The organism is Gaetbulibacter sp. M240, from assembly GCF_043876815.1.
Classification (GTDB): domain Bacteria; phylum Bacteroidota; class Bacteroidia; order Flavobacteriales; family Flavobacteriaceae; genus Gaetbulibacter_A.
This window is the reverse complement of sequence record NZ_JBAWKA010000002.1, coordinates 406,298-423,897: the sequence shown is the minus strand read 5'-3', so window position 1 is coordinate 423,897 and position 17,600 is coordinate 406,298. Positions and strand designations below refer to the sequence as shown.

At 36.8% G+C, this 17,600-nt stretch carries 15 protein-coding genes; 7 read left to right on the top strand and 8 right to left on the bottom strand.

Features of this window, described 5'->3' with window-relative positions; all coding sequences use genetic code 11:
• The first annotated feature begins 53 nt into the window (after positions 1–53).
• From V8G61_RS07425 to V8G61_RS07395, 7 genes are all read left to right on the top strand, one after another.
• The gene (locus V8G61_RS07425; RefSeq protein WP_394874887.1) at positions 54–1,862 is read left to right on the top strand and encodes an OstA-like protein; all 1,809 of its coding nucleotides are present in this window, start codon (positions 54–56) and stop codon (positions 1,860–1,862) included.
• Between the two features lie 17 nt (positions 1,863–1,879).
• Positions 1,880–3,061: an aspartate aminotransferase family protein gene (locus V8G61_RS07420; RefSeq protein WP_394874886.1), complete on the top strand. Its 1,182-nt coding sequence runs from the start codon at positions 1,880–1,882 to the stop codon at positions 3,059–3,061.
• Between the two features lie 150 nt (positions 3,062–3,211).
• On the top strand, positions 3,212–4,600 hold the full coding sequence (locus V8G61_RS07415; RefSeq protein WP_394874885.1) for a tetratricopeptide repeat protein: 1,389 nt from the start codon (positions 3,212–3,214) through the stop codon (positions 4,598–4,600).
• 54 nt (positions 4,601–4,654) lie between these two features.
• Positions 4,655–5,575: a DUF368 domain-containing protein gene (locus V8G61_RS07410; RefSeq protein WP_394874884.1), complete on the top strand. Its 921-nt coding sequence runs from the start codon at positions 4,655–4,657 to the stop codon at positions 5,573–5,575.
• The gene (locus V8G61_RS07405; RefSeq protein ID WP_394874883.1) at positions 5,575–6,594 is read left to right on the top strand and encodes a DUF368 domain-containing protein; all 1,020 of its coding nucleotides are present in this window, start codon (positions 5,575–5,577) and stop codon (positions 6,592–6,594) included. The genes V8G61_RS07410 and V8G61_RS07405 overlap by 1 nt, the downstream gene beginning before the upstream one ends.
• A 5-nt stretch (positions 6,595–6,599) precedes the next feature.
• Complete coding sequence (locus V8G61_RS07400) at positions 6,600–7,337, top strand: shikimate dehydrogenase family protein (protein ID WP_394874882.1); 738 nt, start codon at positions 6,600–6,602, stop codon at positions 7,335–7,337.
• Positions 7,338–7,447: 110 nt separating this feature from the next.
• Positions 7,448–9,427: a DUF349 domain-containing protein gene (locus V8G61_RS07395; RefSeq protein ID WP_394874881.1), complete on the top strand. Its 1,980-nt coding sequence runs from the start codon at positions 7,448–7,450 to the stop codon at positions 9,425–9,427.
• 74 nt (positions 9,428–9,501) lie between these two features.
• On the opposite strand, the gene V8G61_RS07390 is transcribed toward V8G61_RS07395, so the two are convergent.
• From V8G61_RS07390 to V8G61_RS07355, 8 genes are all read right to left on the bottom strand, one after another.
• Positions 9,502–10,701: a glutamate-5-semialdehyde dehydrogenase gene (locus tag V8G61_RS07390; protein ID WP_394874880.1), complete on the bottom strand. Its 1,200-nt coding sequence runs from the start codon at positions 10,699–10,701 to the stop codon at positions 9,502–9,504.
• A 14-nt stretch (positions 10,702–10,715) separates the two neighbouring features.
• Positions 10,716–11,486, bottom strand: coding sequence for a glutamate 5-kinase (gene proB, locus V8G61_RS07385; protein ID WP_394874879.1), 771 nt, complete (start codon positions 11,484–11,486; stop codon positions 10,716–10,718).
• 2 nt (positions 11,487–11,488) lie between these two features.
• Positions 11,489–12,295: a pyrroline-5-carboxylate reductase gene (proC, locus tag V8G61_RS07380; protein ID WP_394874878.1), complete on the bottom strand. Its 807-nt coding sequence runs from the start codon at positions 12,293–12,295 to the stop codon at positions 11,489–11,491.
• A gap of 44 nt (positions 12,296–12,339) precedes the next feature.
• Complete coding sequence (locus V8G61_RS07375) at positions 12,340–12,531, bottom strand: hypothetical protein (RefSeq protein WP_394874877.1); 192 nt, start codon at positions 12,529–12,531, stop codon at positions 12,340–12,342.
• Positions 12,532–12,572: 41 nt separating this feature from the next.
• Complete coding sequence (locus tag V8G61_RS07370; RefSeq protein WP_394874876.1) at positions 12,573–13,010, bottom strand: GNAT family N-acetyltransferase; 438 nt, start codon at positions 13,008–13,010, stop codon at positions 12,573–12,575.
• A 313-nt stretch (positions 13,011–13,323) separates the two neighbouring features.
• Positions 13,324–14,097: a nucleoside triphosphate pyrophosphohydrolase gene (gene mazG / locus V8G61_RS07365; protein ID WP_394874875.1), complete on the bottom strand. Its 774-nt coding sequence runs from the start codon at positions 14,095–14,097 to the stop codon at positions 13,324–13,326.
• A 108-nt stretch (positions 14,098–14,205) separates the two neighbouring features.
• Positions 14,206–16,473, bottom strand: a complete 2,268-nt coding sequence (locus V8G61_RS07360) for an aconitate hydratase (RefSeq protein WP_394874874.1) — start codon at positions 16,471–16,473, stop codon at positions 14,206–14,208.
• Positions 16,474–16,644: 171 nt separating this feature from the next.
• A complete protein-coding gene (locus tag V8G61_RS07355; RefSeq protein WP_394874873.1) occupies positions 16,645–17,598 on the bottom strand; it encodes an AAA family ATPase in 954 nt (317 codons plus the stop codon).
• Between the last annotated feature and the right edge of the window lie 2 nt (positions 17,599–17,600).

Sequence of the window (17,600 nt, the reverse complement as noted above, 5' to 3'; positions counted from 1 at the left end):
TTCATACGCAAACCACAGATTAATCGTTATTTTTGCCACAAACACATTTTATTTTGAATTCAATAAAACCCAAATATCTCCTACATCTCCTTTTTTTGGTTGGTGCCTTACAAATAGCATGGTCTCAGGAACAAAAGAAAATTGAAATAAAATATGCAGGGCGATTAAATGTGGATGAGGCCCAATATCCAGGAGCACGGATACTAACCCGTGACGCTTCGCAACAAGTGCATGTTGCGCAAGGAAGCATTGATATTTGGTGTGATAAAGCCATTTATTATGGTGAGGAAAATTTTGTAGAGGCCTACGGAAACGTATCGGCGAAACAAGGTGATACTGTAAATTTAAGATCAAAATATATAGAATACAGTGGTAAAACACAATTGGCCTTTGCCAGTGGTGATGTGGTTCTAACCGATCCGTCTTCAAAAATTTTAAGCGACACCTTGTATTTTAATCGCGCGACGCAGCAATCATTTTACAAAAGTGGTGGAAAAGTGGTCAAAGACTCCTCAGGAACCATAACTAGTAAAATTGGACGCTATTACATGGAAACCAAAAAATACCAGTTCGTAAATGATGTGGTCCTTGTAAATGATGAAGCCACTATAGAGTCTGATTTTTTCGATTTTTATTCGGATACTGGTCATGCCTATGTTTTTGGTCCTTCCACAATAACTACAGAAGACAGTAAAACCTATTGTGAAAAAGGCTTTTACGATACCGAATTAAAGATTGGTTATGCCCTGAAAAATTCTAAAATATATTACAACAATAAAATCATAGAAGGTGATAGTCTGTTTTTTGATAATAACCGCAGTTTTGCTTCTTCAACCAATAATATTAAGATTACCGATACAATAAATAATACCATAGCGAAAGGACATTATGCCGAAATTTTCAAGGTCAAGGATTCTCTATTTATTACTAAACGTGCTTTGGTGATCACGGTTCAGGAAAAAGATTCCATCTATCTTCATGCCGATAAGATCATGGTTACCGGTAAACCGGAAAATAGAATAACTCGCGCATTTTACAAGGCCAAACTTTTCAAATCAGATATAAGTGCCAAGGCAGATTCCATCATTTCAAATCAAAGGACCGGCTTAACAGAGTTGATCAATTTAGAAGGGTTTTCTTCCGAAGAGGATGCCTTTTCTACTAAGAAGCGACCCATTTTATGGAATTTAGAAAATCAAATGACCGGAGACACCATTCACCTCATTTCAAATAGCGAGGTTAAAAAACTCGATTCTCTATTGGTTTTCGACAATGCCTTTATCATCGCAAAAGACACCTTAACAGCTGATGGTTATAACCAAATAAAAGGTTTGAAACTGGTTGGCCTTTTTGATGAAGACAACCGCCTAAAGGAAGTAACTATTAACAAAAATGCCGAATCTATTTTCTATTCCAGAAATGAAAATCAAGAATTGATTGGAATTGATAAGTCAAAATCAGGAAGTATTGAAATGGAATTTGCTGATGGTGAAATTCAAAAATATACCCGACTCAACAATATTGATGCTATTTTATATAAGGAATATGAATTTCCTGAAAAGGAAAAATATTTTAAAGGTTTCGATTGGCGTGATGAGGAGCGTCCAAAAAGTGTCGCGGACCTCTTCAAAGAAGACCCGCCACTGGAATTACCTAAAATCAAAGGATTGGATGATTATATTCCTCAGGAAGACTTTTTTGACGAGGCTTTGTTAGAGCGGATCCAGAAAGCAGATGAAGAAAGTAATACCCCGGAAGATGAAGAACAAAAAGCCTCAAGACACCTACCGGATTCATTAAAAAGCGCACAAACGCCACTTAAAAAAAACGCTCAGGCCGTAAAGCCAAAACCTGTTAAATAATTAGAAGATACTAGTTTTTGAAATCAGATTTTTTCACATACCAGGCACAAACAACCACACATCCTTTAGCCATGGAAATTTCCCATGCAGAGGGTTCATATATTTTTGATACCAATCAAAAAGCTTATTTGGATTTTGTTGCTGGTGTCTCGGCCTGTCCGTTAGGGCATCGTCACCCAAAGGTCGTCAATGCCATTAAGGCGCAATTAGATCGCTACCTGCATGTTATGGTTTACGGAGAATACATTCAGGAACCTGCTGTTGCTCTCACCAAATTCCTTGCAGAACATTTACCACCCCATCTTTCAAAAACCTATTTAACGAACTCTGGAACAGAAGCTATTGAGGGCGCTATTAAACTAGCAAAGCGGGCTACCGGACGAAGTGAGGTTATCGCGGCCCATCATGCCTATCATGGCAATACTATGGGCGCCATGAGTGTCATGGGTTTTGAAGAACGTAAACGTGCATACAGACCATTAATTCCTGATGTAAAATTTATTCACTTTAATAAAGAAAATGATCTCGATGAGATCACAGAGAAAACAGCTGGTGTTATTCTAGAAACCATTCAGGGAGGTGCTGGTTTTATTGTACCAGAAAATGATTATTTAAAAAAGGTAAAAGCCCGCTGCGAAGCCGTTGGAGCCCTTTTTATTTTAGATGAAATACAACCTGGTATTGGTCGTACAGGGAAGCTTTTTGGTTTTGAAAACTATAATTGCACACCTGATATTATCGTTAGTGGTAAAGGTTTGGGTGGCGGTATGCCTATCGGAGCATTTACAGCTTCAGAAAGCTTAATGGATCTTCTCAGTGAAAACCCAAAGTTAGGGCACATCACCACATTTGGGGGACATCCTGTTATTGCGGCTTCCGCTTTAGCGACCTTAAAAGAAATCACAGAAAGTGACCTGATGGAACAAGCGCTGATAAAGGAAGAGCTTTTTAGAAAATATTTGGTACATCCATTAATAAAAGAAATCCGAGGTAAAGGACTCATGTTGGCATTAATGATGGCTTCGGAGGACATTGCAAATACCCTGGTTCTCGAAGCACAAAATCAGAGTTTGATCCTTTTTTGGCTACTTTTTGAACCAAAAGCCGTCAGAATTACGCCACCATTAACCATATCTGAAGATGAAATAACAAAAGGTTGTCAAATTATTTTAGGGATTTTAAATGAAATTAAATTATAGAAAAAGACCATTAATTAACTGAAAATCAGTTTAAAATATTAACATTTCGCTCTATTGTTCATTACTTTGTTGAAAACATTTAAACCCAAAATGGCTATTCTAGCCTGATAGTCTTAAATTTAATCTAGTTGAAATCTCACTTATCTGCTTATGGAGTTCAGTCATAATGACAACGACAATTTATCGCTTACAAAGTTTGAATCGATGCTTAAAACGAACAACGTTTTATTCTTCGATTCTGAAGAATTCGAAAACATCATTCATCACTACCTTAATGAAGGAAAAATTGCTTTAGCTAAAAAGGCCATCAAACTTGGTCTGGAACAGCATCCCTCGTCCATTAATCTGAAACTTTTCAGAGTTGAAGTCTATGTGTTTGAGGATAAGCTTGTTGAAGCAGATGCGTTATTGAATGAGTTGTATAGCTTAGATCCCACAAACGAAGAAATTTTTATTCAGAAGGCGAATATTTTTTCTAAAAAAGACGATCATAAAAAGGCTATTGAGGTTTTAATACAGGCTCTGGACCTTACTGATGATGTCGTAGATCTATATTCATTAATAGGAATGGAATATTTGTTTTTAGATGACTATGAAAAGGCCAAAACCTATTTTATGAAATGTCTGGAAACTGATATTGAGGATTATTCTGCTTTGTACAACGTCGTATATTGTTTCGAATTTTTAAATCAAAATGAAGATGCTATAAGTTATCTGAATATCTTTTTGGATAAAAATCCGTATTGTGAGGTTGCCTGGCATCAGTTGGGCAAGCAATATTTTCATTTAAAGAAATACAAAAAAGCCCTGGCAGCTTTTGATTTTGCTATAATCTCAGACGACTCCTTTATTGGAGCCTATTTGGAGCGCGGGAAAATTTTAGAAAAATTAAAGCGGTATAATGAAGCGATAGAAAACTACAACATTACTCTGAAGCTGGACGACCCAACGTCTTTTGCGTTGTTAAGAATAGGCCATTGTTTTGAGAAATTACACAAAGATGATCTGGCAATTCAATATTTCGAGCGTACCGTTCATGAAGACCCTTTATTAGATAAAGGCTGGATCGCCATTACCAAGTTCTATAAAAAAAAGGGTAACTATCAAAAAGCTCTGTATTACATCAATAAGGCCATAAATATCGATTCTGAAAATGTGGTATATTGGAAGCTTTATGCTCAAATAAATCTTCGTTTAAAATTCTATGAGGAGTCTGAACGAGGTTACAAAAGAACTTTGGAACTTGGAAATTATGAATTAAATACTTGGCTTTCCCGCGGTGATATTTTGATCAAAATTGGTGAAATAGAGGCTGCGATCTATAACTTTGAACAGGCCATTGAATTTTATCCTGAAAACGCTGAAATTGAATACAGATTGGCGGGGTTGTATTTTTCCTTAAACGAAACCGACAAAGGAGCGTTTCATCTCAAAAATGGCGTGAAATACAATGAGGAATTTGCCTTTATAATTGACGAACTATTTCCTGAAGTGGCCAACAAAATTCTGGTAAAAAACATTCTAAAAACAAATCATTAAGCCCGACTCGTTTTAAATACATATCTTTGATTTTTTGCTAAAAAAATAGTCGCTATGCAAAGATCTGTCAAAGATTATGTCATAATCTCCTTAAAGGGTGTTGCCATGGGTGCTGCAGATGCAGTTCCGGGAGTATCCGGTGGTACAATTGCTTTTATTTCCGGGATTTATGAAGAATTAATCTCCACGATAAGTAATGTCAATTTAGCCTTATTTAAAACCTTCTTTCAGGACGGATTTGGACCATTCTGGAAACGCCTGAACGGTAACTTTCTGCTAGCTTTGATATCCGGGATCTTGATCAGTTTTGTATCATTTATGCGATTGGCTAAATATTTGTTGGAAAACCATCCCGTTTTAATTTGGTCCTTTTTCTTTGGCTTGATAGTCGCGAGTATCTATTTTGTTGGTAAGCAAATTACGAGATGGAGCCCGGCTGTAGTGATATTCCTAATATTGGGTGCCCTTATAGCCTACTATGTTTCCAATTTGCCCGTTCTGGCTGCCAATAATAACAACAGTTTTTTATTCTTTGCGGGAGCATTGGCTATTTGCGCTATGATTTTACCGGGTATTTCCGGTTCATTCATTCTTATAATCCTAGGAGCTTATAAAACCTTGAGTGACGCCCTTCATGATTTCGATTTTACTCGTATTACTATTTTTGCCTCAGGAGCCTTAATTGGCCTTCTTAGCTTCAGTCATTTTTTAAAATGGCTTTTTAAACATTATCATAATCTGACTCTTGCTATTCTAACCGGGTTTATTTTTGGATCTCTAAACAAGGTCTGGCCTTGGAAAAAAACCCTGACATGGAATTTGAATTCTAAAGGAATTAAAGAGCCATTATTACAAAAAAGCGTATCACCACTTAGTTTTCAAGGAGATAATCACCTTGTTTGGGCTTTAGTTTTAATGCTTATTGGTTTTTTAATTATTTTTATTCTTGAAAAAGTAGGCTCGAAAAAAGAATAATGGAAAGTACCAGAACATTAAAAGATAAAGTGTTTTTAGTCCTCAAAGGTCTGGGCATGGGTGCCGCAAATAAGGTACCGGGTGTTTCCGGTGGTGTTGTGGCTTTTGTTGCTGGTTTTTACGAAGAGTTTATATATTCCTTAAAAAAGATCAATAGAAAGGCTTTTAAACTATTAATTAATGGGCGTTTTCGAAGTTTTTACCACTATATAAACGGGCGCTTTCTGAGCTTGTTATTTTCGGGAATGATCATAAGCTATTTTAGTGTTTCTAAATTATTGGATTACCTCATAAAACATTACGAACTGTATGTATGGAGTGTGTTTTTTGGGATGATTATCGGTTCTATATACTACATCAACAAGGACTTTAAGGTTTGGAATTATAAAACCTACATTACTCTGGCACTCGGTATTCTAACCGGATTGAGTATAAGTTTTTTAAATCCCGCCACTCAAAATGATAATTTGTGGTTCGTTTTTTTCTGTGGTATAATCAGCGTTTCGGGCATGACCCTTCCTGGCTTTTCCGGCTCATTTATTTTAATTCTAATGGGGAATTACGTACTCCTTTTAGTAGATTCAGTTAATGCGCTTTATGATACCTTCCTAAATATCATTGTTGGTGATTTTAGTTTCATTTATAATGATGAACGCTTGCGAATGCTTCAGGTTCTTGCTATGTTCACGCTGGGTTCCGTGACAGGTTTAGTAACTTTTTCGCACCTTTTAAGCTTTATTTTAAAGCACTACAAAGACATTACTATTTCAGCCATCATTGGGTTTATTATTGGATCTTTAGGTGTTGTATGGCCTTGGAAAAAAACCATTTTTAAGCTGGATCCGTCAGGACAATATATTTTTGATTCTGCTGGCGAAAAAGTTGTTGAAAATTATCAACGCTACCTGCCTCAATTAAATGTTGAAACACTCTACGCTATATTCTTTATTATTTTGGGCGTTGTGATCGTGCTTATATTAGAGTGGTATGGGCAACGAACACGACGCGTTAAAAGCTAATAACTATGAAAAAATTAGGACTTTTAGGTCGGCATATTTCCTACTCCTTCTCACGAAGCTATTTTAATGGCAAATTTGAAAAGGAAAATCTGAGCGGATTTAGTTATAAAAATTTCGATATAGATTCCATTACAATGTTTCCTGACATACTAAAAAACAACCCTGAATTGATCGGTATGAATGTTACCATTCCCTACAAAGAGGTTGTTATTCCTTATTTGGATAAATTGGACCAAAAAGCTCGAGAAATTGGCGCTGTGAATACCATAAAAATATCTAAAGACAAGACGCTTACCGGCTATAATACGGATTGTTATGGGTTTAAGAACTCTTTAAAACCAGCCTTGAAACACCATCACAAGAATGCATTAATCCTAGGAACAGGGGGAGCCAGTAAGGCCATATCCTTTAGTTTAAAAGAACTGGGAATAGCTTACAGTTACGTATCCAGAAAACTAAAAAGTGACGTGAAGTTTACATATAGCATGCTTACAGATTCCATCATACAAGAGCATCAAATCATTATTAATTGTACTCCTTTAGGAACCTTCCCTAATATCGATAATTGCCCTGAAATCCCTTACGAAGCTTTAGGTTCAAAACATATTTTATTCGACCTAGTTTATAATCCTGAAGAAACTAAATTTCTTAAACAAGGTAAAGCTCAGGGCGCTACTACGATAAATGGCCTGAATATGCTTAAATTACAAGCAGAAAAGGCCTGGGAAATTTGGAACAGCTAGTTCAAAATATTTCAATTTAGGAACTAAAAATCTGCTAGGTCTTTGTAAATAGTAGACTAGTTAGTATCTTTAATATCTCAAGTATGTAATCGAACCTAAACATTTTTAAGATGTCTGACGTAAATAATAACCAAAAAGCTGAATTAGAAAACAAGGTAGAAGAACAGGTTTCAGAACAAAATGAAACATCCAATACCGAAGTATCTCAAGTTGATTCTGCAGAAGCAGAGGAAGCTACAGTGACTTCTAAAGATAAAGCAAAAGACACAAATTCAGATGATTCTGTTACTGACAATGATGAGGTTATTAATGAAATAGAAGCCTCGAATGCTGAAGATGCGGAAGACGAGGGTAATAAAGACAGGCATAAAATTGAGCTTAAAGATTATGAGTCGATGTCCCTGGAGTCATTGACTATTGAGCTTGAACGATTGTTGAAAAACGAAAAGGTACAAGCCATTAAAAATCATGTTAATAGCCTTAATGCCGAATTTAAATCGAAATACCAATCCCTTTTAGAAGAGAAAAAAGAAGAGTTCTTAAGTGACGGTGGAAACGAAATAGATTTTTACTACAGCTCCCCCATTTACAAACGTTACAAAACGGCATATCGTGAATATCGAAAAAAACTTAACGATCATTTCAAAAGCCTACAAAAAAATTTAGAGCAAAATCTAGCTGATAAATTGGAAATTATTGAGGAGCTAAAAGGTTTGATAAATGTTGAGGAAAATATAAATACCACTTACAAACATTTTAAAGAATTACAGGAGCGTTGGAGAAATACCGGGCCTATTCCTAGAGATAAATATAATAATGCATGGAATAGTTATCATCACCACGTAGAGCGTTTTTATGATTTTTTACATCTCAATAGAGACTTGCGTGACTTAGATTTTAAACACAATCTTGAGAAAAAATTACTTATCATTGAACGCGCCGAAGAGTTAGCCGCAGATGATAACGTTCTTCGTGCTTTCAGAGAGCTTCAGGAACTTCACAAAATGTGGAAAGAAGAATTAGGTCCTGTAGGAAAGGAACACCGCGAAGAAATATGGGAACGCTTTAAGGCTGCCACAAAAACAATTAATGATAAGCGGCAGGTTTATTATCAGGAAATTGATAAGATCTATGAGAAAAATTTAGAAAAGAAGCTAGAGATCATTACAGATATCGATGCGATTACTGAACAAGGCGCTAAGACGCACGGTGATTGGCAAAAACAAATTAAAGCTGTTGAAGCCTTGAGAACACGTTTTTTTAATGCCGGTAAAGTACCTTTAAAAGTTAACGAAAGTACCTGGGCAAAATTTAAAGAGGCTGTTAGAAACTTCAACAGAAAGAAAAACGCATTTTACAAAGGTCTAAAAAAAGAGCAGTATAAAAACCTGGAGAAAAAAATGGAGCTTATTAAGATTGCTGAGGATAATAAGGATAGTGATGATTTTGCAGCCACCACGCCCCTAATGAAGAAAATCCAAAGCGATTGGAAAAAAATCGGTCATGTACCAAGAAAAGACAGTGACAAGATCTGGAAACGTTTTAAAGCAGCTTGTAACCACTATTTTGACAGAATCCACACCAAACGTGATGAAACCCAAAAGAAATATTTTGACGCCTTCAAAGAGAAAGAGTCGCTTTTAGATGAACTCAAAGATTTTAAACCTTCTAAGGACAAGGAAAAAGGTATAGAGGAAGTTAAAGATTTCATTAATAAATGGAAAGACCTTGGTCGTGTACCACACAACAAACGCTATATAGAAGGTAAATTCCAAAAAGCAGTTGATGCCAAGTTAAGCAACCTTGACATGGAAAAGAACGAGGTAGAAATGATCAAATTTGAAAATAAACTTGATACTATTACCTCTTCCGATAATTCAGCGAATCTCGATAATGAACGCACCTTTATTAGAAAGAAAATTGATGAGTTAAAAGGAAAGATTAATCAGCTGGAAAACAACTTACAGTTTTTTACCAATGTTGATGACGACAATCCTTTAGTTCAAGAGGTTCATACAAACATTAAAGAACATAAGGATGCATTAAAACTTTGGAAGGAGAAATTTCAAAAAATAAAAGAACTTTATTAATCGACGTATTAAAGAATAAAAAACGCCTTGCTAATCACAAGGCGTTTTTTAATATTATCATTTTAATTTGGCGATCACACTCTTACGTGACCATCACCATAAACATAATATTTATTAGTCACTAATTGTTTTAAGCCCAAAGGACCTCTATGGTGCAATTTATCTGTACTTATAGCCAATTCGGCTCCAGCACCAATTTGTCCACCATCTGTAAAGCGTGTTGATGCGTTGTGATACACAGCAGCACAATCCACCTGGTCCATAAAGATTCCCGCGTGTTCGTTATTTGAGGTCATAATCGTTGCCGAGTGTCCTCCAGAAAAAGTATTGATCATTTCTACAGCCACATCCATCGAATCAACAGTACCAATACAACATTTCATTTCCAGGAACTCTTCAAACCAAATAGAACGATCTTTAATCAATTCTTCAGCTTCAAGAGTTTCGTGAGTCGTTTTATCAACAAGAACCTTTACACCGTTTGTTTTCAGAACCTTATTTAGATCCTGAAGTTTCGAAACATAATCCGGAATATTTTTGTTGATCAAGATTTTATCCAATGCATTGCATGCTGAAATTTTATCAGTTTTAGCATTTAAAATAACATCGATGGTTTTTTTCCAATCGGTATTTTCATCTATATACAGGAAATTGTTACCCCGACCACTAACGAGAACAGCACATTCGGCGTGATCTTTTACAAATTTAATAAGCCGTTCACCACCACGCGGAACAATTAAATCAAGTTGTTCGGTAGGGTTCTTAAGAAATTCTTGTGTTTCAGTACGATTCATTTCAAGCATTTGGATATACTCGGTACTCAATCCATTTTCCTCAAGTGCCTTGTGCCATAATTTTACAATGGCCTTATTGCTGTGTACAGCCTCTTTTCCTCCCTTTAATAGGATTTTATTATTGGCTTTAAAAGCCAATACCGTAGCTTCAACGGTAACATCAGGTCTAGATTCATAAATGATCATAATAGTTCCGAAAGGCGCTGTTTTATTGACTACCTTCAAGCCACTGCTCAATTCATTTTGACTAATGACTTTGTTCACGGGATCGTCCTGAACCCTAACATCCTCAATGGCTTTAATCATACCTTTAACCTTTTTTTCGTTTAGAATTAAGCGGTCATACATGGCTTGATCATCACGGTTAAAAGCTTCTATATCTTTTTTATTAGCGTCTAGAATATCCTTTTCATTTGTTTGAATAAGGCTAATCATAGATTCTAATACGGTATTCTTTTTATCTTCTGGTAATAATTTCATGTTTCTTCTTAGTTTTAAAGTGATACTTTAGTTCCTGTAGCTTTACCATCTATAATATCAATAATCGTGTTATCCTTCTTTCCATTAGCAATAAACGTCGGGATATTTTGAGCAGCAGCCTGTTGCGCATAATCTAATTTTGATCCCATTCCACCACGACCTTCTTCTTCGGCCTTATTATTATCTTTAATAAATTTATCCAGATCGTCTCCAGGACTAACATTTTTGATCAGATTACTACCCGCATCTTCCGGGTGACCGGTATATACTCCATCAATATCCGTTAGAATAATCAATTTATCTGCATCCAATAATTGCGCTATTAAACTCGCTAGCTCATCATTATCCGAAAACATAGACATGGTTACTGAAACAGCATCATCTTCATTCGCAATAGGTATCACGCCTTCTGATAATAAACCTTCACAACAATTAATCATATTTTGTCGGTGCAATCCCGGGCTAAAATCCCGTTTAGTGGGTAACACCTGCGCACATTTCATTCCATAATCATGGAAAATATTGTAGTACAAACGCATCATACGAGGTTGACCAATAGCCGAATACACCTGGCGGCGTTGTGTTCTATCTTTTATCTTTGATTTTCCGAGGACTTCTTTTCCTGCGATTACGGAACCTGATGACACCAAAATAGTGATGATATCACGTTCATACAATTCTGCAATTTGTTTCACCAATCTTCTTAAAACCGGTCGCACTATGCGGTTATCTTTGTTGGTCATTACATTGGTACCAACCTTGATAACTATTCTTTGTTTTGACATTTTTAGTATTCTTTTCCTAATTCCACTGCCCGATTAAAGGCAGCAAAAGCAGCATCTTTTATTAATTCGTTTACATTATTATCCTGCATAGAATCGAGCGCAGCTCGCGTAGTCCCTCCTTTAGAGGCCACCTTATCCATCCAGGAATCTGGGGATAGATTATTTTGATTGAACAATTCTACAGCACCTGTAAAGGTCTGACTTACCAAAACGGTAGAATCATTTTTTGAAAAGCCCATTTGTAGCGCGGCTTCCATCATACTTTGCATAAAGTAAAATACGTAAGCCGGACCACTTCCGGAAATTCCGGTTGAGGCATCAATTAATTTCTCATTAGAAACGCGTACTGATTTACCTGTAGTGTCTAAAAGACTTTCCACAGTAAGCATTTCAACTCGGGACACTTCAGCAGATGTCACATATGAGGTTAGTCCTTTACCAATCTGGGCTGGTAAATTAGGCATGGCACGTACCACTTTCTTTAATCCGGTAATGTCTCTAATACTGGCAATGGTTATACCAGCCATAATCGAGATGATAATTTGCTCCGGCTTAACCAATGTTCTAATGGCTTTAAAAACACCCTCGGCGTGGTAAGGTTTTACGGCTACAAAAATAATATCGGCCTGTGGTACACACTCATCAAGCTCTTTGTAAGCATCAAAATGAGATAATTGATTTAGTTCTTCTAGTTTTTCTTCAGATTTGTCCAAAACCATAATATTCCTTTTTTTAAGGAGTTTTGATTTAGACATGCCTTCAGCGTATGTAAGGCCCATATTACCGGCACCTATTACTAATACTTTCATTTATTGGTTTTTATAGATTAATGAAGTTCTGTCGGTTTTCGACATTAAACAAATAACATACAGTCTTTACTGTCTTTAATCTCACCATAGTACGTTTCACGATATTTGTGAAGTGTTTTATAAGGCATTCCAAAAAGGTATTTTTTTATGTACGTTACCTTAGTCGTTAATTCGCCCATACGAATGGTGTGTCTTTTTTCTACTATAGTTTTTCGTCTTACTGAAATCAGTTTCATGGTATCTTGATGTTTTTAATTAATTTAATTTATTGATTTGGTTATCGTTCTAAGCGCATTTCGATATTTCTGGATTTGAATCCTTGCTTTTCAAATAATTTTATAACCGGATCTTTTATACTTATATGTATAGCAATATCACCCTTGCAATATCGTACGGTATGTTTTATTAATTTTTTCGCTATTCCCTTTTGCCTAAAACTTTTTTTCACTGCGAGATAGACTAAGATATTCTCCGAGAGGTATTCGTTCATACCTGTTCTATTTACTACTACAGCTCCAACGATCTCTGCTTTATCTTCCATTACAAATACGTAACCGCCAAGACCGGGCATTTCTTTGGCTGCATACAAGATGGATTTTCGAATCGCACTTTTATTATCTTTAAACTCGCCCATATTGGCATGTAAAAAGTTGGTGACCCGGCTTATATCCATCATGGATAATCTGGTAAAAGCATCAAATGTTTTAATCGTCATGTGGTGGGTTAATATTAATTTTAATATGTAATTTCTTACAAATAGAATTTAGCTAAAATCAACAGTTTCTATTGAAGTCCTTATATCTCGAAAAAATATAAGGCACTAAGAGAAATGGGAATAGAGAACAATTTTATACTGAAGGTGGTATGAATTTTTTAGATTGGTTTCTAAATACTAAAAAATTAAAGCTGAAGATTCTATGATTTTGGATCACACCCGAGTTCGTTTCCATTTTGCAAAGGTACAGAAAGAAACCGCTAATCGCAAGTTACAGATGTTAAGATAATTACAAAATCGTATAGGAAAACCCTTATATTTTTTTGGCTTCTTCCCAAAACACGTCCATTTCTGCCAGAGTCATATCCTTTAAAGGCTTGTTCAAACTTTGTGCTTTCGCCTCTAGATATTGAAATCGTTTTGAGAATTTTTTGTTGGTGCGTTCCAGCGCGTTCTCTGGATTAATATTTAAAAACCTGGCATAATTGATCAAAGAAAAAAGGACATCACCAAATTCATTTTCGATAGCGTCCTGATCTAATGAATCTACTTCAGATTTAAATTCGTGTAACTCCTCCTCTACTTTTTCCCAAACCTGATTTGGAGCTTCCCAGTCAAAACCCACTCCGGCTACTTTTTCCTGTATACGATTAGCTTTAACGAGCGCAGGTAAGCTTCGAGGTACTCCCTCCAAAACACTTTTTTTACCTTCTTTAAGCTTCAAGTTTTCCCAATTTCGCTTTACGTCCTCTTCGTTTTCAACCTTTACATCACTATATATATGTGGATGTCTGGCAACTAGCTTATCGCAAATACTATGACAAACATCGGCGATATCAAAATCATTGGTCTCACTCCCGATTTTTGAATAGAATACAATATGTAAGAGAACATCTCCCAGTTCTTTTTTAACCTCTTCCAGATCATTATCGAGAATAGCGTCTCCTAGTTCATAGGTCTCTTCAATGGTTAAATGGCGTAAAGATTCCATGGTTTGCTTCTTATCCCAAGGACATTGAGCTCTTAGCTCATCCATAATGGTTAACAACCGATCGAATGCTTTTAATTGATCTTGTCTGGAATTCATATTGTGGTGTTTTGTTAAATGTACAATTATTACTTAAAATGTTGTGCCGAATGGAAACAAAAAATCCAGCAAACAAGCTGGATTTTTTGATATCATTCTCTCCTAAAATTAGGCGTTTTGTATCTTAATTAAATTAAGGGCAGATCCCTCATTGTACCAATTAATTTGTGCATTGTTATAAGTATGGTCTAATTTAATAACATCTTTAGAACCATCACTATGAACCACTTCTACGGTCAAAGGTTTATCAGGTGCGAATTCATTTAAATCTAAAAAGTTAAATGTATCATCTTCCTGAATAAGATCGTAATCATTTTCATTGGCAAAAGTTAAGGCTAACATACCTTGTTTCTTCAGATTCGTTTCATGAATACGGGCAAATGATTTTACGATCACAGCAGCAACACCAAGGTGTCTTGGCTGCATAGCAGCATGCTCACGAGAAGACCCTTCTCCATAGTTATGATCCCCAACAACAACCGTTTTTATACCGGCCTCTTTGTATTCACGTTGTACATCCGGAACACCACCATAATCGCCAGTAAGCTGGTTTTTCACAAAGTTTGTCTTTTTATTATAGGCATTCACAGCGCCAATCAAGGTGTTGTTGGCTATGTTATCTAAATGCCCTCTGAAGCGTAACCACGGTCCCGCCATAGAGATGTGATCTGTAGTACATTTTCCAAAGGCTTTAATCAATAATTTAGCGCCTTCAATGGTATCACCAATGGGTTCAAAGGGAGTGAGCAATTGTAAACGTTCAGAATCTTTAGCCACTTTTACTTCTACACTACTCCCATCTTCTCTAGGTTCTATATATCCATTATCTTTAACTTCAAATCCTTTAGGCGGTAATTCCCATCCTGTTGGTTCTTCCAACCGCACTTCCTGACCGTCTTCATTAATTAATGTATCCGTCATCGGATTGAAATCTAAACGACCCGCGATTGCGATTGCCGCAACGATCTCGGGAGAAGCTACAAAGGCGTGCGTATTTGGGTTTCCATCAGCACGTTTTGCGAAATTTCGGTTAAACGAATGCACGATACTGTTCTTCGGAGCGTTTTTAGGATCGCTATAACGTGCCCACTGCCCGATACAAGGTCCACAAGCGTTTGTGAATATTTTAGCATCCAGTTTTTCAAAGACTTCTAAAATACCATCACGCTCCGTGGTGTAACGTACTTTTTCCGATCCCGGGTTGATACCGAACTCAGATTTCGTTTTTAAATTTTTATCTAGAGCCTGTTGTGCAATAGAAGCAGCTCGCGACAAATCCTCATACGAAGAGTTTGTACAAGATCCTATCAATCCCCATTCTACTTTTATAGGCCAATCATTTTTGTTTGCCTTTTCAGTCATATCCGATCCAACTTCTGTTGACAAGTCAGGTGTAAACGGCCCATTCAACATCGGTTTCAATTCAGATAAATTAATGTCAATAACTTGATCAAAATAAGCTTCCGGATTCGCATAAACCTCATCATCAGCTGTTAAATACGAACGAATCTCATTTGCTTCATCAGCTACTTCTTCACGCTCCGTAGCTCGCAAATAACGTTCCATAGAATCATCGTAACCAAACGTAGATGTTGTCGCACCGATCTCTGCGCCCATGTTACAAATGGTGCCTTTACCGGTACAGGACATCGATAAAGCACCAGGTCCAAAATATTCTACTATAGCCCCTGTTCCTCCTTTAACTGTAAGTATCTCAGCAACTTTTAGAATAACATCTTTCGGTGCCGTCCAGCCTGATAATTTCCCGGTTAACCGTACACCAATTAACTTTGGGAACTTTAATTCCCAAGCCATACCGGCCATCACGTCAACGGCATCCGCACCACCAACACCAATAGCGACCATTCCTAGTCCACCGGCATTTACCGTATGCGAATCGGTACCAATCATCATCCCACCCGGGAAAGCATAATTTTCTAAAACCACCTGATGTATAATTCCAGCTCCCGGTTTCCAGAAACCAATACCATATTTATTTGAAACAGACTCCAGGAAATCAAAAACTTCACTACTTACGTCGTTGGCATGTTTTAAATCGTTTGCTGCACCATCTTTGGCTTGAATTAAGTGGTCACAATGTACCGTTGTTGGTACCGCCACCTTAGGCTTACCGGCCTGCATAAACTGCAATAAAGCCATTTGTGCTGTTGCATCCTGACAAGCAATACGGTCGGGTGCAAATTCCACATAGTCCTTCCCACGTTCAAAAGCCGTCGTTGGATTTCCATCCCATAAGTGTGAGTATAATATTTTTTCTGAAAGAGTAAGGGGTTTACCCACAATATCACGAGCCTTGTCTACACGCTCCGCCATTTTGGAATAAACATCCTTTATCATGTCGATGTCAAATGCCATATAGTTTGATTTTAAAGGTTATTCAAAGGTTTCGCAAAATTACGAAATATAAACAAAGATGTAAAATTAATACCCATAATATCCCTAGAAAAGATATTAATTTATTATATCGGTATTAGCTTTCAATATACTTAAAGAAATACTTTAAAATGAGCTGAAAATTTGAAAAAATTAAAATAGACTTTGAATGATCTGATTCTCAGTAATGCCTTCCGCCTCAGCTTTGTAGTTTTTGATAATTCGATGTCTCAAAATACTCTGAGCTACCGCCTGGACATCTTCTATATCCGGTGAAAATTTTCCGCGAGTTGCAGCGTAAGTCTTGGCTGCTAAAATAAGATTTTGAGAAGCCCTCGGGCCTGCACCCCAATCGACATAGGTTTTTACCAGATCACTGGCAGCCTGACTGTCAGGTCGTGTTTTACCAACAATAGACACCGCATATTCCACCACATTATCAGGCACAGGAATACGTCTGATCAGATGTTGAAAATCGATGATCTGTTGCGATGTAAATAGCGGATTAACTTTGGTCTGAATATCGTTTGTAGTGGCTTTCACAACTTCAACTTCTTCTTCAAAAGATGGGTATTCCAGATTTATCGCGAACATAAAACGGTCTAATTGAGCTTCAGGTAAAGGATAAGTCCCTTCCTGCTCAATGGGATTTTGGGTAGCTAACACAAAATAGGGTAAATTTAATTTATAGTGGTGTCCGGCTACAGTAACGGCACGTTCCTGCATCGCCTCTAATAAGGCAGCTTGAGTTTTTGGAGGTGTTCTATTGATCTCATCAGCTAAAATGATATTAGCGAAGATTGGCCCCTTGATAAATTTGAAGTGGCGGTTCTCATCTAAAACTTCACTCCCTAAAATATCGCTTGGCATGAGATCGGGGGTGAATTGGATCCTTTTAAAATCCAGTCCCAAGGCCTGTGCAATAGTATTTACCATTAAAGTTTTGGCTAGTCCAGGAACTCCAATCAATAAGGAATGGCCTCCCGAAAATATGGATATCAGAATTTGATTTACCACCTCATCCTGACCAATAATGACTTTGGCTATTTCTTTTTTTAAATCCTGATATTGATTTACGAGTTGTTTAATGGCTGCAACGTCCGACATGC

What these genes read in the sequence shown, in the direction of transcription:
- mazG (WP_394874875.1), bottom strand. Translation starts at nt 14,097, where the DNA reads ATGAATTCCAGACAAGATCAATTAAAAGCATTCGATCGGTTGTTAACC.
- V8G61_RS07410 (WP_394874884.1), top strand. Translation starts at nt 4,655, where the DNA reads ATGCAAAGATCTGTCAAAGATTATGTCATAATCTCCTTAAAGGGTGTT.
- V8G61_RS07390 (WP_394874880.1), bottom strand. Translation starts at nt 10,701, where the DNA reads ATGAAATTATTACCAGAAGATAAAAAGAATACCGTATTAGAATCTATG.
- V8G61_RS07370 (WP_394874876.1), bottom strand. Translation starts at nt 13,010, where the DNA reads ATGACGATTAAAACATTTGATGCTTTTACCAGATTATCCATGATGGAT.
- V8G61_RS07360 (WP_394874874.1), bottom strand. Translation starts at nt 16,473, where the DNA reads ATGGCATTTGACATCGACATGATAAAGGATGTTTATTCCAAAATGGCG.
- proB (WP_394874879.1), bottom strand. Translation starts at nt 11,486, where the DNA reads ATGTCAAAACAAAGAATAGTTATCAAGGTTGGTACCAATGTAATGACC.
- V8G61_RS07400 (WP_394874882.1), top strand. Translation starts at nt 6,600, where the DNA reads ATGAAAAAATTAGGACTTTTAGGTCGGCATATTTCCTACTCCTTCTCA.
- V8G61_RS07395 (WP_394874881.1), top strand. Translation starts at nt 7,448, where the DNA reads ATGTCTGACGTAAATAATAACCAAAAAGCTGAATTAGAAAACAAGGTA.
- V8G61_RS07415 (WP_394874885.1), top strand. Translation starts at nt 3,212, where the DNA reads ATGGAGTTCAGTCATAATGACAACGACAATTTATCGCTTACAAAGTTT.
- V8G61_RS07375 (WP_394874877.1), bottom strand. Translation starts at nt 12,531, where the DNA reads ATGAAACTGATTTCAGTAAGACGAAAAACTATAGTAGAAAAAAGACAC.
- proC (WP_394874878.1), bottom strand. Translation starts at nt 12,295, where the DNA reads ATGAAAGTATTAGTAATAGGTGCCGGTAATATGGGCCTTACATACGCT.
- V8G61_RS07355 (WP_394874873.1), bottom strand. Translation starts at nt 17,598, where the DNA reads ATGTCGGACGTTGCAGCCATTAAACAACTCGTAAATCAATATCAGGAT.
- V8G61_RS07405 (WP_394874883.1), top strand. Translation starts at nt 5,575, where the DNA reads ATGGAAAGTACCAGAACATTAAAAGATAAAGTGTTTTTAGTCCTCAAA.